This is a genomic window from Streptomyces sp. NBC_00076 (assembly GCF_045041235.1).
GTDB lineage: Bacteria > Actinomycetota > Actinomycetes > Streptomycetales > Streptomycetaceae > Streptomyces.
This window is the reverse complement of record NZ_CP108242.1, coordinates 8,896,016-8,920,117: the sequence shown is the minus strand read 5'-3', so window position 1 is coordinate 8,920,117 and position 24,102 is coordinate 8,896,016. Positions and strand designations below refer to the sequence as shown.

At 70.5% G+C, this 24,102-nt stretch carries 19 protein-coding genes; 13 read left to right on the top strand and 6 right to left on the bottom strand.

Going from position 1 to position 24,102, the window contains the following annotated elements:
* Nucleotide 1: 1 nt before the first annotated feature.
* Nucleotides 2-1,834, top strand: a complete 1,833-nt coding sequence (locus tag OHA64_RS40015) for a LamG-like jellyroll fold domain-containing protein (protein ID WP_405621873.1) — start codon at nt 2-4, stop codon at nt 1,832-1,834.
* A 38-nt stretch (nt 1,835-1,872) separates the two neighbouring features.
* Nucleotides 1,873-3,549 (top strand): PHP domain-containing protein, encoded by a 1,677-nt coding sequence (locus tag OHA64_RS40010; RefSeq protein WP_405621871.1) that lies wholly within the window; start codon nt 1,873-1,875, stop codon nt 3,547-3,549.
* 132 nt (nt 3,550-3,681) lie between these two features.
* Here OHA64_RS40010 and OHA64_RS40005 read toward each other — a convergent pair whose 3' ends face one another.
* From OHA64_RS40005 to OHA64_RS39990, 4 genes are read right to left on the bottom strand one after another with little or no spacing between them, the layout of a single operon-like run.
* Nucleotides 3,682-4,137, bottom strand: a complete 456-nt coding sequence (locus tag OHA64_RS40005) for a MaoC family dehydratase (protein WP_405621869.1) — start codon at nt 4,135-4,137, stop codon at nt 3,682-3,684.
* A gap of 11 nt (nt 4,138-4,148) precedes the next feature.
* Nucleotides 4,149-5,657 carry an acyl-CoA synthetase gene (locus OHA64_RS40000; RefSeq protein ID WP_405621867.1) on the bottom strand — a complete coding sequence of 503 codons (1,509 nt, stop codon included), beginning with the start codon at nt 5,655-5,657 and terminating at the stop codon, nt 4,149-4,151.
* An 11-nt stretch (nt 5,658-5,668) separates the two neighbouring features.
* Complete coding sequence (locus OHA64_RS39995) at nt 5,669-6,553, bottom strand: amidohydrolase family protein (RefSeq protein ID WP_405621865.1); 885 nt, start codon at nt 6,551-6,553, stop codon at nt 5,669-5,671.
* A 2-nt stretch (nt 6,554-6,555) separates the two neighbouring features.
* Nucleotides 6,556-7,473: an SDR family NAD(P)-dependent oxidoreductase gene (locus OHA64_RS39990; RefSeq protein ID WP_405621863.1), complete on the bottom strand. Its 918-nt coding sequence runs from the start codon at nt 7,471-7,473 to the stop codon at nt 6,556-6,558.
* A gap of 367 nt (nt 7,474-7,840) precedes the next feature.
* Between OHA64_RS39990 and OHA64_RS39985 the strand changes: the two genes are divergently transcribed.
* The 3 genes from OHA64_RS39985 (at nt 7,841) to OHA64_RS39975 (ending at nt 10,682) form a co-directional block, all read left to right on the top strand.
* The gene (locus tag OHA64_RS39985) at nt 7,841-8,266 is read left to right on the top strand and encodes a MarR family winged helix-turn-helix transcriptional regulator (RefSeq protein ID WP_405621861.1); all 426 of its coding nucleotides are present in this window, start codon (nt 7,841-7,843) and stop codon (nt 8,264-8,266) included.
* Between the two features lie 4 nt (nt 8,267-8,270).
* Nucleotides 8,271-9,101, top strand: a complete 831-nt coding sequence (locus OHA64_RS39980; protein ID WP_405621859.1) for an IclR family transcriptional regulator — start codon at nt 8,271-8,273, stop codon at nt 9,099-9,101.
* Between the two features lie 180 nt (nt 9,102-9,281).
* Nucleotides 9,282-10,682, top strand: coding sequence for a glycoside hydrolase family 16 protein (locus OHA64_RS39975; RefSeq protein ID WP_405621857.1), 1,401 nt, complete (start codon nt 9,282-9,284; stop codon nt 10,680-10,682).
* A gap of 86 nt (nt 10,683-10,768) precedes the next feature.
* Here the strand turns inward: OHA64_RS39975 and OHA64_RS39970 are convergent, their stop codons facing one another.
* Nucleotides 10,769-11,671: a helix-turn-helix domain-containing protein gene (locus OHA64_RS39970; RefSeq protein WP_405621855.1), complete on the bottom strand. Its 903-nt coding sequence runs from the start codon at nt 11,669-11,671 to the stop codon at nt 10,769-10,771.
* Between the two features lie 146 nt (nt 11,672-11,817).
* On the opposite strand from OHA64_RS39970, the gene tkt reads away from it, so the two are divergent.
* From tkt to OHA64_RS39930, 8 genes are all read left to right on the top strand, one after another.
* Nucleotides 11,818-13,911 (top strand): transketolase, encoded by a 2,094-nt coding sequence (gene tkt / locus OHA64_RS39965; protein ID WP_405621853.1) that lies wholly within the window; start codon nt 11,818-11,820, stop codon nt 13,909-13,911.
* 19 nt (nt 13,912-13,930) lie between these two features.
* Nucleotides 13,931-15,076, top strand: a complete 1,146-nt coding sequence (tal, locus tag OHA64_RS39960; RefSeq protein WP_405621851.1) for a transaldolase — start codon at nt 13,931-13,933, stop codon at nt 15,074-15,076.
* Nucleotides 15,073-16,656 (top strand): glucose-6-phosphate dehydrogenase, encoded by a 1,584-nt coding sequence (gene zwf / locus OHA64_RS39955; protein WP_405621849.1) that lies wholly within the window; start codon nt 15,073-15,075, stop codon nt 16,654-16,656. Before tal ends, zwf begins: the two co-directional genes overlap by 4 nt.
* A complete protein-coding gene (gene opcA / locus OHA64_RS39950; RefSeq protein WP_405621847.1) occupies nt 16,653-17,588 on the top strand; it encodes a glucose-6-phosphate dehydrogenase assembly protein OpcA in 936 nt (311 codons plus the stop codon). The genes zwf and opcA overlap by 4 nt, the downstream gene beginning before the upstream one ends.
* Entirely contained in the window at nt 17,581-19,263 is a 1,683-nt protein-coding gene (pgi, locus tag OHA64_RS39945) for a glucose-6-phosphate isomerase (RefSeq protein WP_405621845.1), read from the top strand. The genes opcA and pgi overlap by 8 nt, the downstream gene beginning before the upstream one ends.
* Nucleotides 19,264-19,273: 10 nt before the next feature.
* The gene (gene gnd / locus OHA64_RS39940) at nt 19,274-20,155 is read left to right on the top strand and encodes a phosphogluconate dehydrogenase (NAD(+)-dependent, decarboxylating) (protein WP_405624313.1); all 882 of its coding nucleotides are present in this window, start codon (nt 19,274-19,276) and stop codon (nt 20,153-20,155) included.
* A 7-nt stretch (nt 20,156-20,162) separates the two neighbouring features.
* The gene (locus tag OHA64_RS39935; protein WP_405621843.1) at nt 20,163-20,750 is read left to right on the top strand and encodes a histidine phosphatase family protein; all 588 of its coding nucleotides are present in this window, start codon (nt 20,163-20,165) and stop codon (nt 20,748-20,750) included.
* A 94-nt stretch (nt 20,751-20,844) separates the two neighbouring features.
* A complete protein-coding gene (locus OHA64_RS39930; RefSeq protein WP_405621841.1) occupies nt 20,845-22,308 on the top strand; it encodes a membrane-associated oxidoreductase in 1,464 nt (487 codons plus the stop codon).
* Here OHA64_RS39930 and OHA64_RS39925 read toward each other — a convergent pair.
* Complete coding sequence (locus OHA64_RS39925) at nt 22,295-24,100, bottom strand: bifunctional sugar phosphate isomerase/epimerase/4-hydroxyphenylpyruvate dioxygenase family protein (RefSeq protein WP_405621839.1); 1,806 nt, start codon at nt 24,098-24,100, stop codon at nt 22,295-22,297. The two genes, OHA64_RS39930 and OHA64_RS39925, sit on opposite strands and share 14 nt — an antisense overlap.
* Between the last annotated feature and the right edge of the window lie 2 nt (nt 24,101-24,102).

The following is a 24,102-nucleotide window of genomic DNA, read 5'->3' as shown; positions in this document are numbered from 1 at the left end:
CGTGTGCGTTTCGCATGATCACGACCAGGGCGAGGCCTCGCAGGCCGGTGCCGGCAGACGCGGTTTCCTGCGGGCGACCGCGCTGCTGGGCGCTGCGGCCACGGCCGGCCTCGCGCTGCCGACGGCCGCCGAGGCGGCGCCGGCTTCCGAGGCGAGCTGGCGGCCCGATCCCGACAGCCGCCGATTCACGCTCGCCGTCATGCCCGACACGCAGTACCTCTTCGACGGGCCGAGCATCGACAAGGCACCCATCGAGGCGTCCCTGCGCTACCTCCTGGAGCACGGGAAGGACGAGAACATCGTCTTCCTGTCCCACCTCGGCGACCTCACCGAGAACGGCGCCCAGGCGGAAGTCACCGCGATCAGCGAGGCGTTCGGCCTGCTGGACCGGCGCGGCGTCGGCTACAGCGTCCTGGCCGGCAACCACGACGTGAAGTCGTCGACCGACGACCAGCGGGGCCCGACGCCGTACCTGAACACCTTCGGGCCGCAGCGGTTCCAGGACAAGCCGACGTTCGGCGGCGCCTCCCCGGACGGCTACAACACCTTCCACCTCTTCAAGGCGGCCGGCCGGGAGTGGATGGTGCTCGCGCTGGACTGGCGCCTGTCGGCGAAGGGCTACGACTGGGCCAAGGGTGTCCTGGCCCAGCACCCGAAGACACCCGTCGTCCTCACCACGCACGAACTGGTCGTCGAGGACGACACCCTGTCGGACTACGGACAGCAGCTGTGGGACCAGCTGATCGCGGACCACGACCAGATCTTCCTCACCCTCAACGGGCACTACTGGCCGGCCGGCCGGGCCACGCGCAAGAACGCGGCGGGCAACGACGTCCACCTGCACCTGACGAACTACCAGAACCGGTACTTCGGCGGCGCGGCGATGATCCGCCTCTACCACTTCGACCTGGACCGTGACGTCATCGACGTCGAGACGGTCTCCCCGTGGATCCTGGGCCGCGCCGCGAAGGGGCTCAACGAGCTGGAGCGACAGGAGATCGAGCTGAGCGGCGACGCCGACCGGTTCTCCGTCGACATCGACTTCGCCGACCGCTTCTCCGGCTTCGCCCCGGTGACCCCGCGCCCGGCCCGCCCCGTCTCGAAGATGCTGCTCCCGGGCACGGTCGCGTACTGGCGCTTCGAGTCACCCGCGTCCGGCACGGTCCGTGACCTGTCCGGCCGCGGCAACGACCTCACCCTGGTGTCGGTGGGCGGGGGCACGCTCGGCTGGTCCTCGGACCACCACCCCGACCAGCCCGGCCACGGCAGCCTGGAGTTCCAGGGCTACAAGTCGCCGCTGAAGGGCGCCTACCTGCGCACGGTCGACGGCGCTCCCCTCAACTCCGCCACATTCAAGGCCGGTTACACCATCGAGGCCTTCTACCGCGTCCCGGCCGACTGGGACCCCGACCACAACGCCTGGTCGGGACTGGTCAGCCGGACGGGCACGGGCGGCGCCGCCGGCAAGACCGCCGACGACCCCGACGAGCCGCTCGCCACGCTCTCCCTGTCCGACGGGCCCGGCCCGCAGTGGGCCGTCCGCCCACTCAACCAGCAGGGCATCGCCACGAACTGGGGCGACGAGACAGCCCGGGAGGTGTGGTGGCACGTCGCCGTCGTCAACGACGGCTCCCACACCACGATGTACGTCCAGGGCTGCCCCGTCGCCCGCAATCCGCACGCCACCGCCGTCGGAATCACCTCTGTCGGGCTGCCGTGGCTGCTCGGGGGCTACGAGTACGCCGGAAAGATCGACCAAATCCTGCACGGACGGCTCGGCGACGTCCGGATCGTCGAACGGGCACTGCCCGTCACCTCGTTCATGAACCACTGAATCAGCAGCATCAGCAGCATCAGCAGAGGACAGGCACGATGACCGATCAGCAGCTTCCCTCCTGGGCCGACCCGTCCGTCCCCCCTTCCGACCTCGACGCGCAGGGCGTCTCCCGGCGCGGGCTCCTGCGCAGCGCGGGCCTGTTCGGCGCGGCGTTCGCTCTCGGCTCGGCGGCCACGCCCGCGGTGGCGGCAACGGCGGACGACAGAGCGCTCGGTGGCGCAGACCCCGGCCTCGCCTACCTCGTCGGCGACCACCACGTGCACTCCGTCTACAGCCACGACGCGAAGTACACGTTCTCCCAACTGGCCACCGCGGCGGCCAAGTACGGCCTCGACTGGATGGTCTTCAACGAGCACTCCAACTTCGGGCACGCCTACTACGGCGCCGCGCTGGAGCACCAGGAGATCCTCAAGGCACGGGCGGAGAACCCCCGTCAGCTGATCTTCCAGGGCCTGGAGTGGTACATCCCGGCCGCCGAGCACTGCACGATCTTCTCGCCGCCCGGCCCGCACGAGGTGGACCTGCTCACGCAGTTCGAGCTCGCGTACGACGGCAAGCTGCTCAACTACACCGACGGCGCCGCCGACAACCCGAACACGGCCCGCAACGAGGCACACGCCGTGAAGGCCATCAAGTGGCTGGCCGACCAACGGCGTTCGGGCTACGTGGATGACGTCCTGGTCCTCGCCAACCACCCACTGCGGCTGGGCATCGACTCACCGCACGAGATGCGCAACTGGCGGGACGCGGCGCCCGAGATCATGATCGGGATGGAGGGGGCGCCCGGCGCCCAGGGCGGGGGCATCCCCGGCTGGGAGGGACCCGACTCGCAGCGAGGCGAGTACACCAACAAGCCGTCGGTGAACTCCTGGCCCGGTTATGCGGAGGACGCGTACGTCCTGTACGGGGGCTTCGACTGGATGACGGCGACCGTCGGCGGCATGTGGGACTCGATGCTCGCCGAGGGCAAGCTGTTCACCATCACCACCAACTCGGACGTGCACCGCGTCGTCTTCGACACCTGGAAGAACGGCGACTGGCTGCCGGGCCAGAACTTCGACAACACCGGCCACATCCCCGACCCGGTGAACACGGACTCCCCTCAGCCCGGCGGCGACTTCTGGCCCGGCCAGTTCAGCCGCACCCATGTGGGCGTGACCCGCTACGGCTACCGGTCGGTGATGGCGGGCCTGCGCGCGGGCCGGGTCTGGCTCGACCACGGGCATCTGCTCGACGGACTCGACGTGCGGCTGACGCGGGACCGCGACCACGGAAGGGGCGTCACCCTGGGCGGCCGGGTGCGGGTCCGCAAGGGCGAGAAGCTCACCCTGAACGTCACCGTCACGACCACCTCGCGGCCCAACACCCAGGGAATCCTGCCCGAGTTGGCCCACGTGGACCTGATCCGGGGCGCGGTGCGCGGCCCAGTGGCCGACCGCGACACCTGGAAGGCTCCCGACACGAAGGTCGTCCAGACGAAGGACGTCTCGGGCCGGAAGGGGACGTACACCCTGCGCATCCCGGTCACCGCCGGGGACGAGTCCTTCTACGTCCGCCTCCGCGGCAGCGACGGCAAGCGCAACGGCGCCGGCTACCTGGGCGCCTCCATCGACCCGCACGGCCCGATCCCCCACGTGCCCGGAGACGGCGACCCGTGGGCCGACACGTGGTTCTACTCGAACCCGATCTTCGTGGACGTGGTGGGCCACTGAGGAGGGCTCCGTAAGGGGCGCGGGGCCGCATCGACATGCGGCCCCGCCGCGTGGGCGCGAGCAGCCACAAGCGGCCCGCAGGTCCCCACCGTCACGCACCCCTACAGCGCTCATGGCGCCATCCGCGGAGCGCTACGCGTAGAAGCGCGACAGACTCTGCAGCACGGCCGCGGGCTTCGCGCCACCCTCGATCTCGATGGTGCCGTCCACGGTGATCTGCACACCGCCCGGCACATCCTCGACCGAGGCCAGCTTCCCCACCAGCCGGATCTTCGACCCAACCTTCACCGGGGACGGGAAACGCACCTTGTTCAGCCCGTAGTTGACCTTCGTCGAGACGCCCTCGACATCCAGCAGCTCGGTGAACAGCGGGATGAACAAGGAAAGCGTCAGGTATCCATGGGCGATGGGCGCGCCGAACGGGCCCTCCTTCGCGCGCTCGGGGTCCACGTGGATCCACTGGTGGTCCCCCGTGGCATCGGCGAACGTGTTGATCCGTTCCTGCGTGACCTCGATCCACTCGCTCGCGCCGAGGTCGGTGCCCGCGAGCTTCTTGAGCTCGTCGATGCCGTTCACGGTGATGCTCATATGGCTTTCCTTCACTGGGAGTCGGTGCCGAAGCGTTTGCGCACCCGGGACTTGAGGAGCTTGCCGGAGGCGGTGCGCGGGAGTTCGTCCGCGAGGACGACCGACTTCGGGATCTTGTACTTGGCGAGGCGTCCGGCCAGCGCGGCCAGCACCTCGTCGGGGTCCAGCGAGGAGTCCGCGCGCGGCACGACCACCGCGCGCGGCACCTCGCCCCACTTGTCGTCGGGCACGCCGATGACCGCGCACTCGACGATGTCGGGGTGGGAGAGGAGCAGGTCCTCGATCTCGGCGGGGTAGATGTTCTCCCCGCCAGAGATGATCATGTCTTTGATGCGGTCGACGATGAAGACATAGCCGTCCTCGTCGGTCCGGGCCGCGTCCCCGCTGCGGAACCAGCCGTCGGCGAAAGCCGCGGCCGTCTCCTCGGGCAGTCCCCAGTAGCCGGGCATGACGTGCGGCCCTCGCACCACGACCTCGCCGGTCTCGCCGACGTCCGCCGGAGCGAGGTCCGGCCCGACGACCCGCACGTCGCTGAAGAAGTGCGGCACCCCGGCCGAGCCCGCCTTGCTCACGGCGTGTTCGGCGTCCAGGAACAACGTGCCGGGTGCCGCCTCCGTCATGCCGTAGCCCTGGAGGAAGGTCAGCCCGCGCTCCTGGTAGGCGGCGATCAGCGGGCTCGACACCGGGGAGCCGCCGCAGGTGAGGATCCGTAGCGACGACAGGTCGGCGTCCTTCCAGCGCGGATGCCGGGCCACCTGGTCGAACATCGTCGGCACCCCGAACATGAAGGTGATCCGGTGCCGTTCGATCAGGTCGAAGGTGGCCTCCGGGTCGAAGGCCTCGACCAGGACACAGGTGCCGCCCTTCAGCAGCACCGGCAGGGTGAGCATGTTGAGGCCGGCCGTGTGGAACAACGGGGCGGAGACCAGGGCGCGTTCGTCGGCGATCAGGTCCGTGTCGACGAGGACGTTGATCGCGTTCCACGTCAGGTTGCCGTGGGTGAGCATCGCGCCCTTGGGGCGGCCGGTCGTGCCCGAGGTGTACATGATGATGCAGGTGTCGTCGGGCGCGACCGGCTCGTCGATCGGCTCGGCCGGCGCCTCGGCGAGCACCTGCTCGTACTCGGCGCCGACTTCGACGTAGGTCCGGACGTCGCTGTTGCCCGGCAGTCCGGCGACCAGCCCCTGGAACGCGGGTCCGTAGACGAGGGCCCTGGCGCCGGAGTCGGCCAGCTGGTAGGCGATCTCCGGGCCGGCGAGGCGAGTGTTGAGGGGGACGAAGACCGCGCCGAGGGTGCCCGCCGCGAACAGTGTCTCCAGGTAGGAGGGGTGGTTGGGGCCGAGGTAGGCGATGCGGTCGCCGCGCCGGACCCCCCGGGCGCGCAGGGCGTGCGCGAGGCGGGTGGTGCGGGTGTGCAGCGTGCGGTAGTCCGTCGACTGCTCACCGTGGACCAGGGCGGTGCGGTGCGGGGTCTTGCGGGCCCGGCGTGCGGGCCACGACCCCAGTCCCTCGTTGCGCATCGTGACGCCCCTTACGGTTTCGTCAGCCCGAGCAGGCGGGCGGCGTTCTCCTTGAGGATCTTCGGCTTGACCTCGTCCTTGATCGACAGCTTCTCGAAGTCCGCGAGCCAGCGGTCGGGGGTGAGGACGGGGAAGTCGGAGCCGAAGAGGACCTTGTCCTTGAGCAGCGTGTTGGCGTACTGCACCAGCTGCGGCGGGAAGTACTTCGGCGACCAGCCGGACAGGTCGATGTGCACGCCCGGCTTGTGTGTGGCGACGGCGAGGGCCTCGTCCTGCCAGGGGAAGGACGGGTGCGCCAGGATGATCTTCAGATGCGGGAAGTCGGCGGCCACGTCGTCCACGTGGAGGGGGTTGGAGTACTTCAGCCGGATCCCGCCCCCGCCGGGCACTCCGGCGCCGATGCCGGTCTGGCCCGTGTGGAACAACGCGATCGTGCCGGTCTCCTCGATCACCTCGTAGAGCTCGTACGCCACGGACCGGTCGTTGGGGAAGAAGCCCTGGATGCTGGGGTGGAACTTGAAGCCCTTCACCCCGTACTCCTCGACCAGGCGGCGGGCCTGCTTGACCCCTGCCTTTCCCCGGAAGGGGTCGATGGAGGCGAACGGGATGAGCACGTCCGCGTTGGCGGCGGCCGCCTCGGCGACCTCCTCGTTGGGGACGGGCGCCGTGCCGGTCGCGGACTCCGCGTCCACCGTGAAGATCACGGCGGCCATCCTCCGCTCGCGGTAGTAGGCGGCCGTCTCCTCCAGGGTGGGCTTCCGCTTCCCCTCGACCTTGAAGTAGGCGGAGGAGGCTTCGTGCAGGTCGTCGTCCAGCGAGGAGTGGCCCTTCGAGGACACCTCCGCGTGGGTGTGGACGTCGATCGCGACGAGATCCTCGACATTGAGGGTCGTCATGGTCAGGCCTCCGGGAACTTGGGGGCCGGGATGCCGACCGTCTGGAGTTCGGCGCCGACCGACGTGGGGAAGGCGTCCGCCAGCGTCTCAGGGGTCCAGCCGCCGTCTGCGTAGGCCGCGCTGATCTCCTGCGGATGCGACCAGAGTGCCACTTTGTCGCCGCCGATGCCGATGGCCTGGCCGGTGATGCCACGGGCGGCCTCGGAGGCGAGGAAGGGGACGATCGCGGCGCAGTCCTCGGGGGTGCCGAAGCCCTCGCCCTTGCGGAGGAAGGCGGGCAGCGGCTCGCCGTTCCTCATGGCCTCGATGTACGGGGCGAAGGCGGGGATGGTCTCGGTCATCGCGGTCGCGGCGACCGGCACGATCGCGTTGACGGTGACGCCCGCGCGGCCCAGTTCCATGGACCAGGTGCGGGCCATCGCGGCGATGCCCGCCTTGGCCGCGGAGTAGTTCGTCTGACCGAAGTTGCCGCGCTGCCCGGCCGGGGAGCCGACCAGGATCAGGCTTCCGCCCTCGCCCTGCTCGCGCATCCGGACGGCGGCGGCACGGGCGCAGGTGAAGGTGCCCTTGAGGTGGGTGGTGATCACCGCGTCGAAGTCCTCGTCGGTCATCTTCCACAGCACCTTGTCCCGCAGGATGCCGGCGTTGGTGACCAGGACGTCGAGGCGCCCGAACTCCTCGACGGCGCGGCCCACCAGCCGGTCGGCGGCCTCGGTGGTTCCGACCGGGACCACCTCGGCGACGGCGGTGCCGCCGGCCGCGGTGATGGACTTCACGGCCTGCTCGGCCACGGCCTCGTCGATGTCGTTCACGACCACGGAGGCGCCGTGGGCGGCCAGGGCGTGCGCGTAGGCGAGGCCGAGGCCCCGGCCACTGCCGGTGACGACGGCGGCCTTGCCGGTGAGATCGATGCTGGGCACGGGCGGGTCCCTTCACAAACTGACGCGAGTGATGCGGCTTGGTGCGCTTGATGGCAGCGTGACGCGGCCACGAGATCGAAGCTAAGAGCAATAATTGTTGACGTCAATAGTTGTTGTCGACCCGGCTTGTGCGCCAGACTGGAAGCACCAGGCACGACGCACCACCCACGACGCACGCGACAGCAGACCGGCGCACGACGCCGACGCCGAAACACGAGGCCGAAAACGGCACACCCGATCGGCACACCGACGCACCACGCACCACGCCCCGCCCGGGGCCCCGACCAGGGAGATCGCCATCGCCCGCCAGCCGCACCCGACGCCGCCCGCCGCGGGCCCCGCTCCGATCGACGCCTACGAGCCGTGGATGCGTGGGCTGCACGCGGACACCGGCTACCTCCTCTACCGGCTCGGACTGCGCTCGGGGCAGCTGTTCAACTCCTCCCTCCAGGAGTCCGGTCTGCGCCTGCGCCACTACGCGCTGCTGCGCTTCCTCGCCACGTCGGAGGGCGTGCTGCAACGCGAACTGAGCACCTCCCTCGGCTACGACCCGAGCGCGATCGTCGGACTGGTCGACGACCTGGAGAAGCTGGGCTTCGCCGAGCGCCGCCCCTCCCCCGACGACCGGCGCAGCCGCATCGTCGTCCTCACCGCGGACGGCCGCGCCTTCCTGCGCGACACGGACGAGGCCGGACTGCGGGTCACGAACGAGCTGCTCCAGCCCCTCGACCCCGCCGAGCGCGACGTGCTCCACTCGCTGCTGCAGAGAATCGCCGAGACCGGGCTGGGGTGACACCGTGCCGACGACCGCCGACGCCGCCCTGTCGCAGGCGGGGCGTTCCGCGCCCGACAGGCTGCTGTCGGTCCTCGCCGCGTTCGACCACGACCACCCGGCGTTGTGCCTGACGGACATCAGCCGCCGGGCCGGACTGTCCCTGACCACCACCCACCGGCTCGTCGGCGCCCTCACCGAGTGGGGCGCCCTGGAGCGGGACGAGTCGGGCGTGTATCACGTCGGACTGCGCCTGTGGGAGGTCGCCGCCCTGGCGCCCCGCGGGCTCGCGCTGCGCCAGGCCGCGCTGCCCTACCTGGAGGACCTGTACGAAGCCACGCACGAGAACGTGCAGTTGGCGGTGCGCGACGGCGCGGAGGTCGTCTACACCGAGTGGATCGCGGGCCGTTCGTCGGTCGGCGTGCACATCCGCGTCGGCGCCCGCTGGCCGCTGCACGTCACCGGCGTGGGACTCGTCCTGCTCGCGTACGGCGATCCGGAACTCCAGAAGGAGTACTGCGCGGGCCCGCTCACCTCCCTCACCCCGTACACCCTCACCGACGCCGGACTACTGCGCCGGACGCTGGCCGAGGTGCGGCGCTCGGGCGTGGCGGTGAGCGACCGTCAGGTCACCGAGGACGCCCTGTCGGTGGCGGCGCCGGTGCGCGGACCGGGCGGCACGCTCGTCGCGGCGGTGTCGGTCGTGGTGCCCCAGGCGGACGCCCAGGTGCCGGCACTCGTCCCGGCGGTGCGGCTCGCGGCGCGCGGGATCTCCAGGGCGCTGGGATGGCAGCCCGACGAAAGCCGGCCCCGGAGCGGGTCGAGGGGGGCCGGAGGGCACCCCTCGCACCGGTGAGAACCGCTCGCCGTCTTTTTTCGTTGAAGTCACCTGCGACGCAAGGACTTTACCTGTTTCAAGTCTTGACGCCCGGGGTGACGAGGAGCACATTGGCCGCGCCGTGAGAGCGCTCTCAAGACAGTGGGGCAGGGCTCTCGTAGGCACCCGCGCATTCCCCTCGCACCCGAGAGGCCCCCCATGAATGACAGCTCCGGCACACCCCGCAGACGGCGCCGCCCGCTTCGACGGGCACTCGTCGCCGTCGTCAGCACGCTGGGGCTCGCCGCGGCGGCCGCCGCGGTCGCCTCGCCGTCCGCCGACGCCGCCGCGCCCACGCCCCCGGCGGGCTGGACGCAGGTCTTCCTCGACGACTTCACCGGCAGTGCCGGCACCGGCGTGAACACCTCCAACTGGCAGTATGCGACCGGGACTTCGTATCCGGGCGGCCCCGCCAACTGGGGCACCGGCGAGGTCGAGACGATGACGAACAGCACCAGCAACGTCTCACTCGACGGCAACGGCAACCTGCGCATCACCCCCCTGCGCGACGCGGCCGGCAAGTGGACCTCGGGCCGCATCGAGACCAACCGCACCGACTTCCAGCCCCCTTCGGGCGGCAAGCTGCGCGTCGAGGCCCGCGTCCAGATGCCGAACGTCACCGGCACCGCCGCCGAGGGGTACTGGCCCGCGTTCTGGATGCTGGGCGCGCCCTACCGCGGCAACTACCAGAACTGGCCGAGCGTCGGCGAGCTGGACATCATGGAGAACGTCCAGGGCCGCAACACCGTGTGGGCCACGATGCACTGCGGCAGCAACCCGGGCGGCCCCTGCAACGAGACCACGGGCCTCGGCAACTCCACCGCCTGCCCGAACACGACCTGTCAGTCCGGCTTCCACACCTACACGATGGAGTGGGACCGTTCGGCGAGCCCGGAGGCGATCCGCTTCTCCGTCGACGGCGTCAACTACCACACCGTCACCGCGAACCAAGTGGACGCGACGACCTGGACCAACGCCACCAACCACGGCTTCTTCGTCATCCTGAACGTGGCGATGGGCGGCGCCTTCCCGGATGCCTTCGGCGGCGGTCTGGACGGTGACACCCGCTCCGGCGCCCCGACGGTCGTCGACTACGTCCAGGTGCTGTCGTCCGGCGGGGGCGGCACCACTCCCCCGCCCGCCGGCAACCGTGACGCCTACGGCACCATCCAGGCCGAGTCGTACGACACCCAGTCCGGTACGACCACCGAGACCACGTCCGACACGGGGGGCGGCCAGAACCTCGGGGCTCTCGCCAACGGCGACTGGGCCCTCTACAAGGGCGTCAACTTCGGCTCCACGGCGGCCAGGCAGTTCGTGGCCCGGGTCGCGAGCGGAGTGTCGGGCGGCGCCAGCGGCCTGGTCGAGGTCCGCCTGGACAGCCGTACCGCCACCCCCGTCGGCAGCTTCGCCCTCGCCAGCACGGGCGGCTGGCAGTCCTGGAGAACGGTCCCGGCCAACATCAGCTCCGTGACGGGGACGCACGACGTGTATCTCACCTTCACGAGCGGCCAGCCGTCCGACTTCGTGAACGTGAACTGGTTCAACTTCGGTCACTGATCGGCGACTTCCGCACCGGGGCTCCACGCGCGCGTGGGGCCCCTTCTCCGTGCCGACAGGTCCGTGCCGACGCGTGCCGGCACCGCTCAGCGCAGCTCCGACCGGAACACCGCCGGTGTCATGTCCGTGTGCTGCTGGAAGAACTTGGAGAAGTTGGCCGCGTCCGGGAAGCCGACGGCGGCGCCTACCCGGCCGATGGGCATGTCGGTGTGGGCGAGGAGGCGTTTGGCCTCCAGGACGACGCGTTTGTCGATGAAGCCCTTGGGGGTCTCGCCGGTGGCGGCGCGGACGGCGCGGACGAGGGTGCGGCGGGAGTAACCGAGGGCGTCGGCGTACGCGCTGACGCTGTGGTTGGTGGCGAAGTCCTTCTCGACCGCCTCGCGGAAGAGGGTGAACGTGGTGTCCGACCACTGCCGGGTGGCCTCCGCGGAGCTCGACGCGAGATGGGCCAGGCGCAGCAGGAACGCCGTCAGGGTGTGGCGCAGGACCGACGTGTGCACGCTCAGCGGAAGGGTCGTGTCCTCGTACTCGCGCTGGAGTTGGGCGAGGGCGGCGCGCAGGCCGACCGACCGGGGCTCGTCGAGGTGCAGCAGGGGCGGCAGGTCGTAGCGGTAGAGCCCGGTGGCCTCGACCGTGGCCCGGGGCAGGAAGCCGGGTTGCATGGTCAGGACGGTTCCGCGGTACTCGCTGGTGGGCGAGAAGCGGTGGACCTGCCCCGGGCGGATCCACAGCAGGTCGCCGGCGGTCACCTCGTACTGGGCGAAGTCGATCATGTGGTGCACCGGGCCGCCGTCGAAGAACATCACCACGTGGAAGTCGATGCGGTGGACGCGGTGCAGGGGCGCGTCGGCGTGCCAGGTACGGCCGGTTCCCATGGGGCCGACCTGCACGCCGACACCTCCGACACTCAACTCGACCGGGAAGGGGAACGTTCTGATCGCGTCAATGTCGCCGTCACCGTCTCCGGCTTGGATGGTTCTGTCCACCATGTCCTTCTCGTGCCGCCTCGATCACGCGCCCGGTGTCCCACTTTCACCACAGGCTGACACACCTCGACCTTCCCTCGTAAAAGTCAGACTTTTAAGTTTGAACGCGTCAGACCGGCTACCCCGCTCCGATCGAGGACTTCTTGAAGATGAGCACGCAGACACCGGACAGCTTCGAATGGACCGAACTCGACCGGCGTGCCGTCGACACCGCCCGCCTTTTGGCGGCGGATGCCGTACAGCGGGTGGGCAACGGCCACCCCGGCACCGCGATGAGCCTGGCCCCGGCCGCGTACACGATCTTTCAGAAGGTGATGCGTCACGATCCGGCCGACCCGGAGTGGACGGGCCGTGACCGCTTCGTGCTGTCCCCCGGACACACCTCGCTCACCCTCTACACCGAGCTCTTCCTCGCCGGGTACGAGCTGGAGCTCGAGGACCTCAAGGCCTTCCGGACGCACGGGTCGAAGACGCCCGGTCACCCCGAGTACGGGCACACCGCCGGCGTCGAGACGACCACCGGGCCGCTCGGGCAGGGCGTCGCCAACGCCGTCGGCATGGCGATGGCGGCCCGCTACGAGCGCGGCCTGTTCGACCCCGAGGCCCCCGAGGGCACCTCGCCCTTCGACCACACCATCTGGGGGATCGTCTCCGACGGCGACCTGGAGGAGGGCATCTCCGCCGAGGCGTCCTCGCTGGCCGGCCATCAGAAGCTCGGCAACCTGGTCTTCCTCTACGACGACAACCACATCTCCATCGAGGGCGACACCGCGACCGCCTTCTCCGAGGACGTGCTGAAGCGGTACGAGGCCTACGGCTGGCACGTGCAGCGTGTCGAGCCCGGCGAGGACGGCGACATCGACGTCCAGGCGCTGCACGCGGCGCTGCGGGCCGCGCAGGCCGAGACCGGGCGGCCCTCGATCATCGCGATGCGCACCGTCATCGCCTGGCCCGCCCCCAACGCCCGCAACACCGAGGCCGCGCACGGCTCCGCGCTCGGCGAGGACGAGGTCGCCGCCACCAAGCGCCTCCTCGGCTTCGACCCGGAGCGGACCTTCGAGGTCGCCGACGACGTCCTCGCCCACACCCGTCAGGCCCTGGACCGGGGCGCCGAGGCGCACGCGGCCTGGGACAAGCAGCTCGACAAGTGGCGCGGCGCCCAGCCGGAGCGCGCGAAGCTCTTCGACCGCGTGGTCGCCGGTCAGCTCCCCGAGGGCTGGGAGGACGCCCTGCCGGTCTTCGAGCAGGGCAAGGCCGTCGCCACCCGCGCCGCCTCCGGCAAGGTGCTCCAGGCGCTCGGCGCGGTCATCCCCGAACTGTGGGGCGGCTCCGCCGACCTGGCCGGCTCGAACAACACCACGATCGACAAGACGAGCTCCTTCCTGCCGGAGGGCAACCCGCTGCCGGAGGCCGACCCGTACGGCCGCACCATCCACTTCGGCATCCGCGAGCACTCCATGGCCGCGGAGATGAACGGCATCGCCCTGCACGGCAACACCCGTATCTACGGCGGCACCTTCCTCGTCTTCTCCGACTACATGCGCAACGCGGTCCGGCTGTCCGCGCTGATGCAGCTGCCCGTCACCTACGTCTGGACGCACGACTCCGTCGGTCTCGGCGAGGACGGGCCCACGCACCAGCCGGTCGAGCACCTCGCGTCCCTGCGCGCCATCCCGGGCCTGAACATCGTCCGCCCGGCCGACGCCAACGAGACCGTGATCGCCTGGGCCGAGATCCTCAAGCGGCACGCCACCGACCCGGCCCCGCACGGCCTCGCGCTCACCCGCCAGGGCGTACCGACGTACGCACCGAACCCGGATGCGGCGCGCGGCGGTTACGTGCTGGCGGAGTCCTCCACCGAGACCCCCGACGTCGTCCTGATCGCCACCGGCTCCGAGGTGCAACTCGCCGTCGGCGCGCGGGAGCGGCTGGAGGCCGAGGGGGTCGGCACGCGGGTGGTGTCGATGCCGTCGGTCGAGTGGTTCGAGCAGCAGTCGCGGGAGTACCGCGACCGTGTCCTGCCGCCGTCGGTGAAGGCCCGCGTCGCGGTCGAGGCGGGGATCGGTCTGACGTGGTACCGGTTCGTGGGGGACTCCGGTCGCATCGTCTCCCTCGAACACTTCGGCGCCTCCGCCGACGCCAAGACCCTGTTCGCCGAGTACGGCTTCACCGCCGAGAACGTCGCCGCGACCGCCCGGGCCGTGCTCGATTCGACCACCGGCCCGGCCGCCGCCCGCGGCTGATCAGATCGCCAGAAAGAAGATGATCACAGTGACCGAAGCGACCGCGACCGCGGGAGCACTCAAGCGCCTGTCCGACGAGGGCGTATCCATCTGGCTTGACGACCTCTCCCGCGGGCGGATCGAGTCCGGCAACCTCGCCGAACTCGTCCGGACACGGCACGTGGTGGGCGTCACCACGAACCCGTCCATCTTCCAGTCCGCCATCGGCTCCGGCGAAGGCTACGAGGAGCAGCTCACCGACCTCGCCGTGCGGGGCGTCACGGTCGACGAGGCCGTGCGCATGATGACGACCGCCGACGTGCGTGCCGCCGCCGACGTCCTGCGGCCGGTGTACGACGCGACCGGCGGCCGGGACGGCCGGGTCTCCATCGAGGTCGACCCGCGGCTGGCCCACGACACCCGGGCCACCGTCGCCGAGGCCAGGCAGCTGGCCTGGCTGGTGGACCGCCCGAACGTCATGATCAAGATTCCGGCGACGAAGGCCGGTCTCCCGGCGATCACCGAGGTCATCGGTCTCGGCATCAGTGTCAACGTCACGCTGATCTTCTCCCTGGAGCGCTACCTCGAGGTCATGGACGCCTACCTCGCCGGCCTGGAGAAGGCCCGGGCGAAGGGCCTGGACCTCTCCGGGATCCACTCCGTGGCCTCCTTCTTCGTCTCCCGTGTCGACTCCGAGATCGACAAGCGGCTGACCCTGCTCGGCACCGACGAGGCCCTGGCGCTGAAGGGCCGTGCCGCCCTCGCCAACGCGCGGCTCGCCTACGCGGCGTACGAGGATGTCTTCGGCGGTGAGCGCTGGACGGCCCTCGGCGGCGCCCGGGCCAACAAGCAGCGTCCGCTGTGGGCCTCGACCGGGGTGAAGGACCCGGCGTACAAGGACACGCTGTACGTCGACGACCTGGTCGCCCCCGGCACGGTCAACACCATGCCGGAGGCCACGCTGAACGCCGCCGCCGACCACGGCGACATCACCGGCGACACCATCACCGGCGGCTACGCCCAGGCCCGCGCCGACCTCGCGGCGGTGGAGCGGCTCGGGATCTCGTACGACGAGGTCGTGCGGCAGCTGGAGGACGAGGGTGTCGCGAAGTTCGAGGTGGCCTGGCAGGAGCTGCTGGACGCCGTGACGAAGTCCCTTAACAGCAAGGGGGTTGACGAGGAATGAGCAACGAACTGTCCGAGGCGGCCGAGGCCGTGACCACCCTCCCGGCCGCACCGCCCGCCGACTGGTCCAACCCGCTCCGGCACACCCAGGACCGCCGACTGCCGCGGATCGCCGGCCCGTCCGGGCTCGTCATCTTCGGCGTCACGGGTGACCTGTCCCGCAAGAAGCTGATGCCGGCCGTCTACGACCTCGCCAACCGCGGTCTGCTGCCGCCCGGCTTCTCACTCCTCGGGTTCGCCCGCCGGGACTGGGAGGACCAGGACTTCGCGCAGGTCGTGCACGACGCGGTCCGCGAGCACGCGCGCACCGAGTTCCGCGAGGAGGTCTGGCAGCAGCTCGCCGAGGGCATGCGGTTCATCCCCGGCGACTTCGACGACGACACCGCGTTCAAGCAACTGCGTTCCGCCGTCGATGAGTTGGACGCCTCGCGCGGTACGAGCGGCAACTACGCCTTCTATCTCTCCGTCCCGCCGAAGTTCTTCCCGAAGGTGGTCCGGCAGCTGAAGAAGCACGGGCTGGCCGACGCGCCGGAGGGCTCCTGGCGGCGGGCGGTCATCGAGAAGCCCTTCGGGCACGACCTGAAGAGCGCCCGTGAGCTGAACGCGCTCGTGCACGACGTGTTCGAGCCGGACCAGGTGTTCCGCATCGACCACTACCTCGGCAAGGAGACCGTCCAGAACATCCTGGCACTGCGCTTCGCCAACCAGATGTACGAGCCGCTCTGGAACCGGTCGTACGTCGACCACGTGCAGATCACGATGGCCGAGGACATCGGCATCGGCGGCCGGGCCGGGTACTACGACGGCATCGGCGCCGCCCGTGACGTCATCCAGAACCACCTCCTCCAGCTCATGGCCCTGACCGCCATGGAGGAGCCCATCGCCTTCGACGCCGATTCGCTGCTCACCGAGAAGCTCAAGGTGCTCAAGTCGGTGCGGCTTCCGGAGGACATCGGCGAGCACACCGTGCTGGCGCAGTACGCGGAGGGCTGGCAGGGCGGCGCGAAGGTGGCCGGGTACCTCCAGGAGGAGGGCATCGACCCGCAGTCGAAGACCGACACCTACGCGGCCATCAAGCTGGAGGTGGACAACCGCCGCTGGGCGGGCATCCCCTTCTACCTGCGCACCGGCAAGCGGCTGGGCCGCCGGGTCACCGAGATCGCGGTCGTCTTCAAGCGGGCCCCGCACTCCCCCTTCGACTCCTCCGCCACCGAGGAGCTCGGGCAGAACGCGATCGTCTTCCGCGTCCAGCCCGACGAGGGCATGACGGTCCGCTTCGGCTCCAAGGTGCCGGGCACCTCGATGGAGATCCGGGACGTGTCGATGGACTTCGCCTACGGCGAGTCGTTCACGGAGTCCAGCCCGGAGGCGTACGAGCGCCTCATCCTGGACGTCCTCCTCGGCGACGCCAACCTGTTCCCCCGCCACCAGGAAGTGGAAGAGTCCTGGAAGATCCTCGACCCGATCGAGGAGTACTGGGCGAACCACGGCAGTCCGGCGCAGTACGCGTCCGGCAGCTGGGGACCCGAGGAAGCCGACGAGATGCTCGCACGAGACGGACGGAGCTGGCGCAGGCCATGAAGATCGACCTGACCGACACCACGGCAAGCAAGATCAACAAGGCGCTGGTGCGGGGTCGCCGCGCCATCGGCACACCGGCCGTGGGCATGGTCCTGACGATGGTGATCGTCACGGACGAGGAGAACGCCTACGACGCGATCAAGGCGGCCGAGGAGGCCTCGCACGAGCACCCCTCGCGCACCCTGGTCGTCATCAAGCGGCACGCCCGCACCCCGCGCGACCGCACCAGCTCCCGCCTCGACGCCGAGGTACGGGTGGGCGCCGACGCCGGCACCGGCGAGACGGTGATCCTGCGGACCTACGGCGAGGTGTCCGACCACGCCGACTCCGTCGTCCTGCCGCTGCTGCTGCCGGACGCCCCGGTCGTGGTGTGGTGGCCGGTGGCGGCGCCCGACAACCCGGCGAAGGACCCGCTGGGCGCGCTGGCCCAGCGCCGGATCACCGACCTGTACGCGGTGGAGAACGCGCTGGAGGTGCTCAGGACCCGGGTGCGCTCCTACGCGCCGGGCGACACCGACCTCGCCTGGACCCGGCTGACCCCGTGGCGCTCGATGCTGGCCGCGGCCCTGGACCAGGCCCGGGTCAAGGTGAACTCGGCGGCCGTGGAGGCCGAGGAGGAGAACCCGGCGGCGGAACTGCTGGCCCGCTGGCTGGAGGCCCGCCTCGGCGTCACCGTCGACCGGGTCGTGACCGCGGGACCGGTGGTGACGGCCGTGCGCCTCGGCACCGAGAACGGCGAGATCGTCATCGACCGCCCCGAGGGCCCGCTGGCCACGCTGACCCTGCCCGGCCAGCCCTCGCGCACCCTCGCGCTGAAGGTCCGCACCACTTCCGAACTCATCGCCGAGGAGCTTCGGCGCCTCGACGCGGACGAGATGTACGCCGTCGCCCTGCGCGGCGAGGGCACCAAGGAGATTCCTTCTCATGTCTGACGCCCCTTCCGACCCTTCCGCCCCCTCCGACGCCCCGGTCCTCACCCGGCGGCCGGAGTGGACCGCCCTGGCGGACCACCGCGCCGAATGGGACGCGCATCTGCGTGACCTGTTCGCGGCGGACCCCGGGCGCGCGGAGCGGTACGTCGCGCGCGTGGGGGACCTGCGCGTCGACTTCTCCAAGAACCTCGTCACCGACGAGACGCTGGCCCTGCTGCAGGAACTGGCCGTCGCCACCGACGTGTTCGGGCTGCGGGACGCCATGTTCCGCGGTGACCGGATCAACATCACCGAGGACCGGGCCGTGCTGCACACGGCGTTGCGTGCTCCGGCGAGTGCGGTGGTCGAGGTCGACGGTGAGAACGTGGTGCCGCAGGTCCACGCCGTGCTGGACCGGATGAGTGACTTCGCCGGGCGGGTGCGTTCGGGTGAGTGGACGGGGCACACCGGCAGGCGGATCCGCAATGTCGTCAACATCGGTATCGGTGGCTCGGACCTGGGTCCGGCGATGGCGTACGAGGCGCTGCGCGCGTACACCGACCGGTCGCTGACCTTCCGGTTCGTGTCGAACGTGGACGGGGCCGACCTGCACGAGGCCATCCACGACCTGGACCCGGCGGAGACGTTGTTCATCGTCGCGTCGAAGACGTTCACCACGATCGAGACGATCACCAACGCGACCTCGGCCCGCGACTGGCTGCTCAACGGCCCCGGCGGCCTCGGTGAGGACAAGGCTGTCGCGAAGCATTTCGTGGCGTTGTCGACGAACGCGGGGAAGGTGTCCCAGTTCGGCATCGACACGGCGAACATGTTCGAGTTCTGGGACTGGGTGGGGGGTCGTTACTCCTACGACTCGGCGATCGGTCTGTCCCTGATGATCGCGATCGGGGCGGACCGTTTCCGGGAGATGCTGGACGGTTTCCGGATCGTCGACGAGCACTTCCTCAACACGCCCGCCGAGTCCAACGTGCCGCTGCTGCTGGGCCTGCTGGGCATCTGGTACGGCAACTTCCACGACGCGCAGTCGCACGCGGTGCTGCCCTACAGCCACTACCTGTCGAAGTTCACGGCGTATCTGCAGCAGCTGGACATGGAGTCCAACGGCAAGTCGGTGGACCGGGACGGGCACCCGGTCCAGTGGCAGACCGGGCCGGTGGTGTGGGGCACGCCCGGCACCAACGGGCAGCACGCCTACTACCAGCTGATCCACCAGGGCACCAAGCTGATCCCGGCGGACTTCATCGGTTTCGCCCGCCCGGTCGACGGGCTGAGCGAGGGGCTGCGGGCGCAGCACGACCTGCTGATGGCGAACTTCTTCGCGCAGACGCAGGCGCTGGCGTTCGGCAAGACCCCCGACGAGGTACGCGCGGAGGGTGTGGCCGAGGAGCTGGTGGCGCACAAGACGTTCCAGGGCAACCATCCCACCACCACGATCCTGGCCAGGGAACTCACCCCGTCGGTGCTGGGCCAGCTCATCGCGCTCTACGAGCACAAGGTGTTCGTGCAGGGCGCCGTCTGGAACATCGACTCCTTCGACCAGTGGGGCGTCGAACTCGGCAAGGTCCTCGCCAAGCGCGTCGAACCCGCCCTCACCCAAGGCACCGACGTACCCGGCCTCGACTCCTCCACCGCCGCTCTCGTGGCCGCCTACCGCGGCCTCAAGGAAGTGAAGTGACATGACAGCGATGCAACTCGGCCTCATCGGCCTCGGCAAGATGGGCGGGAACATGCGCGAGCGGGTCCGCCGCGCCGGTCACACCGTCATCGGCTACGACCGCAACCCCGAAGTCTCCGACGTGAGCAGCCTGGCCGAACTGGTCGACAAGCTCGAAGCCCCGCGCACCATCTGGGTCATGGTGCCGGCCGGCGCGGCCACCCAGTCCGTGGTCGACGAACTCGGCGACCTGCTGTCCGCGGGCGACACCGTGGTCGACGGCGGCAACTCCCGCTGGACCGACGACGAGAAGCACGCCGAGGAGCTCGGCGCCAAGGGCATCGGCTTCGTCGACGCCGGCGTCTCCGGCGGCGTGTGGGGCCTCAAGAACGGCTACGCCCTGATGGTCGGCGGCGACAAGGAGCACGTCGACCGGCTCCAGCCGATCTTCGAGGCGCTGAAGCCGGAGGGCCCGTACGGCTATGTCCACGCGGGCAAGGTCGGCGCCGGGCACTTCTCCAAGATGGTCCACAACGGCATCGAGTACGCCATGATGCAGGCGTACGCCGAGGGCTGGGAGCTGCTGGAGTCGGTGGACTCGGTCACCGACGTGCGCGAGGTCTTCCGCTCCTGGCAGGAGGGCACGGTCATCCGTTCCTGGCTGCTCGACCTGGCCGTCGACGCCCTCGACGAGGACGAGCACCTGGAGAAGCTGAAGGGCTTCGCGCAGGACTCCGGCGAGGGCCGCTGGACCGTCGAGGCCGCCATCGACAACGCGGTGCCGCTCCCGGCGATCACGGCCTCCCTCTTCGCGCGGTTCGCGTCCCGTCAGGAGGACTCGCCGCAGATGAAGATGATCGCGGCGCTGCGCAACCAGTTCGGCGGCCACGCCGTCGAGTCGGCGAAGAAGTAGGCGCGCCGTGGGGGACCTTCTGCTGGTCCGCCACGGTGAGACGGAGTGGAGCAGATCGGGACAGCACACCAGCTGGACCGACCTGCCCCTCACCCGGCGCGGCGAGGAACAGGCCAAGTCCCTCGCTCCGCTCCTCTCGTCGCGGACCTTCGCCCGCGCGCTGACCAGCCCGCTGGACCGCGCGATACGCACCGCCGAACTGGCGGGCGTCACCGGGGCCGTACCCGACCCCGACCTGCATGAATGGGACTACGGCGGCTACGAGGGTGTCACCACCGTCGACATCCACCGCACCCGTCCCGACTGGTACCTGTGGACCGACGGAGTCCCGCCCGGCCCTGAGGGCCGCCCCGGCGAGTCGCCCGAGGAGGTGGGCCGGCGCGCCGACCGGGTGCTCGCCCGGGTGGACGAAGCGCTCCCCGACGGCGATGTGATCCTGGTGGCTCACGGCCACTTCCTGCGGGTCGTGACGGCCCGTCGGCTGGGTCTGGCCCCGGCCGAGGGGCGGCTGTTCCAGCTCGCCACGGGCACCGTCAGCCGGTTGTCGACGGAGCATGACCGGCCGGTCATCGCGGAGTGGAACACCCGGCCGTAGCACAGCGGCAGTGACAGAAGCCGGCCCGAGTGCCTACTCGGGCCGGCTTTCCCGTGGTTGACAGCCCGCCGTGGGCGCGTCAGAGTCCCCGCTGATGGAGATCGACAACCTGACCCCGGCCGAACTGCGGGTGTGGCGTGCCTTTCCGCGCGGCGAGTCCGTGAACTTCCGCGAGGCGGACGACGAGGACATGGCCCAGGGCCGCGAGTGGGGTCCCGAACGGACCGTCCGGGCGGCCGTGTTGCGGGCTCTGCTGCTCAACGGGCCGCGGGTGGACGGGGAGATACCCGCCCTGAAACTGTCGGGCGCCCGGATCACCGGCACTCTCGACCTGCGGTACGGGACCTGTGACCACGCCGTACGGCTGAGCCACTGTCACTTCGCCGGAGTCCCCCAGCTGTACGGTGCCCGGCTGCGGCAGCTGAACCTGAGCTCCTCCGTCCTGCCCGGCCTGACGGCCGGCGCGCTGCGGGTGGAGGGCGTCCTGCGGATGTCGGACTGTGTGGTGCGCGGACCGGTGCGGCTCGGCGGCGCCCAGATCGCGAACGCCCTGTTCATGGAACGCGCCCACCTCGTGGTCGGGGAGGCCACGGAGCCGGTGCTCCAGCTGAACCAGATGACCACCGGCGACGACGTGTGGGCTCCCGGGCTGCGGATCGACGGCGAGATGCGGCTCAACGGTGCCCATGTCGCCGGATCGGTCAACCTGAACGAGGCGCGGCTCAGCCGCCCCGGGCACCCCGTCCTCGACGCCGAGACCCTCACCGTGGAGGGCGACGTCCTCATGCGGAACGCGCGCGTGCGGGGCTGGATCGGTTTGCGGGGCGCCCGGGTCGCAGGTCGCCTCGACCTGTCGTACGCGCATCTGGTGAACCCCGGCGACGCGGCGCTGCGGGCGAGCAGCTGCACGATAGGGGAGCTGTGGCTGCGCAGAGGCACCCCCATGGAGGGCACCCTCAACCTGCGCCGCACCCAGACGGACGTCCTCTTCCTGGAACCGGAGGTCGTGCCGCACGAGGTGCTGCTCAACGACCTCGTCTACACGACGCTCACCCCTCACGAGCCCGCCGAACGTCGCCTGCCGATGCTGGAGCGGGACGGCGACGGCTATGTCCCGCACTCCTACGAGCAGTTGACCGCCTCTTACGTGCGCATCGGTGACGACCGCGCGGCCCGACTGGTCCAGCTCGCGAAGCAGCGCCGCCATCGCAGGACGCTGCCCTGGTACGGCCGGCTGTGGGGCCATGTCCAGGACGCCACCGTCGGCTACGGCTTCCGCCCGCTGCGCGCCTGCGGCTGGCTGCTGTCGCTGCTCGCGGTCGGCTCGCTCGCCTACGCCCTGCACCACCCGCGTCCGCTCAAACCGTCCGAGGCACCGGACTTCGACGCGGTGTTCTACACCCTCGACCTGCTGCTGCCGGTGATCTCCTTCGGGCAGGAGGGCGCGTTCGCCCCGGAGGGCTGGTACCAGACGCTGTCGTACGCCCTCGTCATCGCCGGCTGGATCCTGGCCACGACGGTCTTCGCCGGCGTGACCCGCACCGTCAGCCGCCAGTGAGCCGCCTGACCGCGTGCTGGGCGGCCAGCCGCACGGGCGCGTTCTGGGCGCCGTAGCCCCGGTGGCCGCCGTCACGCTGGACGAGTTCGAAGAAGACCCGGCCGACGGTGCGGGTGTAGCAGTGGCGGAAGGTGCCGTACGCGTCCCGGTCGTAGAGGATGCCGAGTTCGCGGTACGTCTCCAGCTCCCCGTCGGCGAACTCGTACCGGGCCGCCAGGTCCTCGTAGTAGTTCGCGGGGATCGGCAGCAGTCGGCCACCGGCGTCGACGAAGCGGCGGGCCGCGGCGATCACGTCGTCGGTGGCGAGCGCGATGTGCTGGGCGTGGACGGGGTCGTCGGTGGGGGCCGCGCCGACCGACAGGGCGATGCGCACGCTGCCGTCGGGGGTGGTGACGGCGCGGCTGCGCAGCAGTCCGTAGGGGTCGGCGACGTCGACGCTCTCCTGGGCCCGGAGCCCGAGCACGCTGCGGTGGAAGAGGGCCGCCTCGTCGAAGTGGTGCCAGGGCTGGGTGAGGGCGAGATGGTCGACGCCGGACACGTCGTGGGCGGCTTCGGGGTGTTCGACGCCTTCGAAGTCGGCCCGCCAGTCCGGGAGTTCGGGATGGCCGGTGGCGCAGAAGAACAGTTCCGTGCCGTCGGGCGCGGCCACCGCGTCGAGCGGGGCGTCCGCGGGGCCGCGACGGCGGGGCAGCACGGGGGCGAGCAGTGCCTCGGCGCGGCGGGCGGCGGCCGCGGGGTCCGGTGACTCCAGTCCGATCGCGGCGAGGTGGGTGCCGTCACGGCGTACGGGCGTGCCGGTGTTGACCAGGACGCGGGCCTCGCCCTGCTGCCACAGGTCGACGGGCTTGCTGCGATGCCGTGCCGTGCGGGCGAAGCCGAGCGCGCCCAGCAGGGCGGAGACAGGTTCGGCGTCCGGGGTGACCAGTTCGGCGAAGGCCACTCCCGTGGGCACGACCGGGGCGGGCGGTGCGGCGATGCCCACCGTCTCCTGGAGGACCAGCAGCGAACGCCGGGCGTCCACGGCCGTGGGACCCGCCTCGGCCTGCCGGAAGACGTCGTTGAAGATCTCCAGGGAGAGCGGGCCGGCGTAGCCGGTGCTCAGGACGTGGCGCAGGAGCCCGGCGATGTCGAAGCCGCCCTGGCCGGGGAAACAGCGGTAGTGGCGGCTCCACTGGAGGACGTCCATCGCGAGCAGCGGGGCGTCCGCGAGCTGGAGGAAGAAGATCTTCTCCCCGGGGATGTCCGCGATGCCTTCGAGGTCCTTGGGGTCGGAGCTCCGGGACAGGATGTGGAAGCTGTCCAGGCAGGTGCCGAGGGCGGGGTGACCGGCCGTCCTGACGATGCGCCAGGCATGGTCGTAGGTGCTGACGTGCCGTCCCCAGGCCAGCGCCTCGTAGGCGACCCGGATGCCGAAGTCCTGTGCCAGGTCGGCCAGTTCGCTCAGCTGCCCGGCTGCGAGCGCGTCGTCGTCCAGGGCGAGCGGGGAGACGCTGGAACAGACCAGGACGGTGTCGGCGCCGAGGCGGCCCATCAGCTCGAACTTGTGCCGGGCGCGCCGCAGGTTGCGTCCGAACTCGTCCCGGGGCACGGCCTCGATGTCGCGCATCGGCTGGTAGAGGTCGACGGTGAGACCGAGGTCGGCGCAGCGGGCGCGGATCTCCTCGGGGGTGAGGGGGCTGGCGAGCAGGTCGTTCTCGAAGATCTCGACGCCGTCGAAGCCGGCCCGGGCGGCGGCCGTGAGCTTCTCGGTGAGGGATCCGCTGAGGGAGACGGTGGCGATGGACGTACGCACGT

Coding starts and splice junctions, on each gene's coding strand:
- OHA64_RS40010 (WP_405621871.1), top strand. CDS start 1,873: ATGACCGATCAGCAGCTTCCCTCCTGGGCCGACCCGTCCGTCCCCCCT.
- zwf (WP_405621849.1), top strand. CDS start 15,073: ATGAGCAACGAACTGTCCGAGGCGGCCGAGGCCGTGACCACCCTCCCG.
- OHA64_RS39930 (WP_405621841.1), top strand. CDS start 20,845: ATGGAGATCGACAACCTGACCCCGGCCGAACTGCGGGTGTGGCGTGCC.
- gnd (WP_405624313.1), top strand. CDS start 19,274: ATGCAACTCGGCCTCATCGGCCTCGGCAAGATGGGCGGGAACATGCGC.
- OHA64_RS39970 (WP_405621855.1), bottom strand. CDS start 11,671: ATGGTGGACAGAACCATCCAAGCCGGAGACGGTGACGGCGACATTGAC.
- OHA64_RS39985 (WP_405621861.1), top strand. CDS start 7,841: ATGCGTGGGCTGCACGCGGACACCGGCTACCTCCTCTACCGGCTCGGA.
- OHA64_RS39975 (WP_405621857.1), top strand. CDS start 9,282: ATGAATGACAGCTCCGGCACACCCCGCAGACGGCGCCGCCCGCTTCGA.
- tal (WP_405621851.1), top strand. CDS start 13,931: ATGATCACAGTGACCGAAGCGACCGCGACCGCGGGAGCACTCAAGCGC.
- tkt (WP_405621853.1), top strand. CDS start 11,818: ATGAGCACGCAGACACCGGACAGCTTCGAATGGACCGAACTCGACCGG.
- OHA64_RS40000 (WP_405621867.1), bottom strand. CDS start 5,657: ATGCGCAACGAGGGACTGGGGTCGTGGCCCGCACGCCGGGCCCGCAAG.
- opcA (WP_405621847.1), top strand. CDS start 16,653: ATGAAGATCGACCTGACCGACACCACGGCAAGCAAGATCAACAAGGCG.
- OHA64_RS39995 (WP_405621865.1), bottom strand. CDS start 6,553: ATGACGACCCTCAATGTCGAGGATCTCGTCGCGATCGACGTCCACACC.
- OHA64_RS40005 (WP_405621869.1), bottom strand. CDS start 4,137: ATGAGCATCACCGTGAACGGCATCGACGAGCTCAAGAAGCTCGCGGGC.
- pgi (WP_405621845.1), top strand. CDS start 17,581: ATGTCTGACGCCCCTTCCGACCCTTCCGCCCCCTCCGACGCCCCGGTC.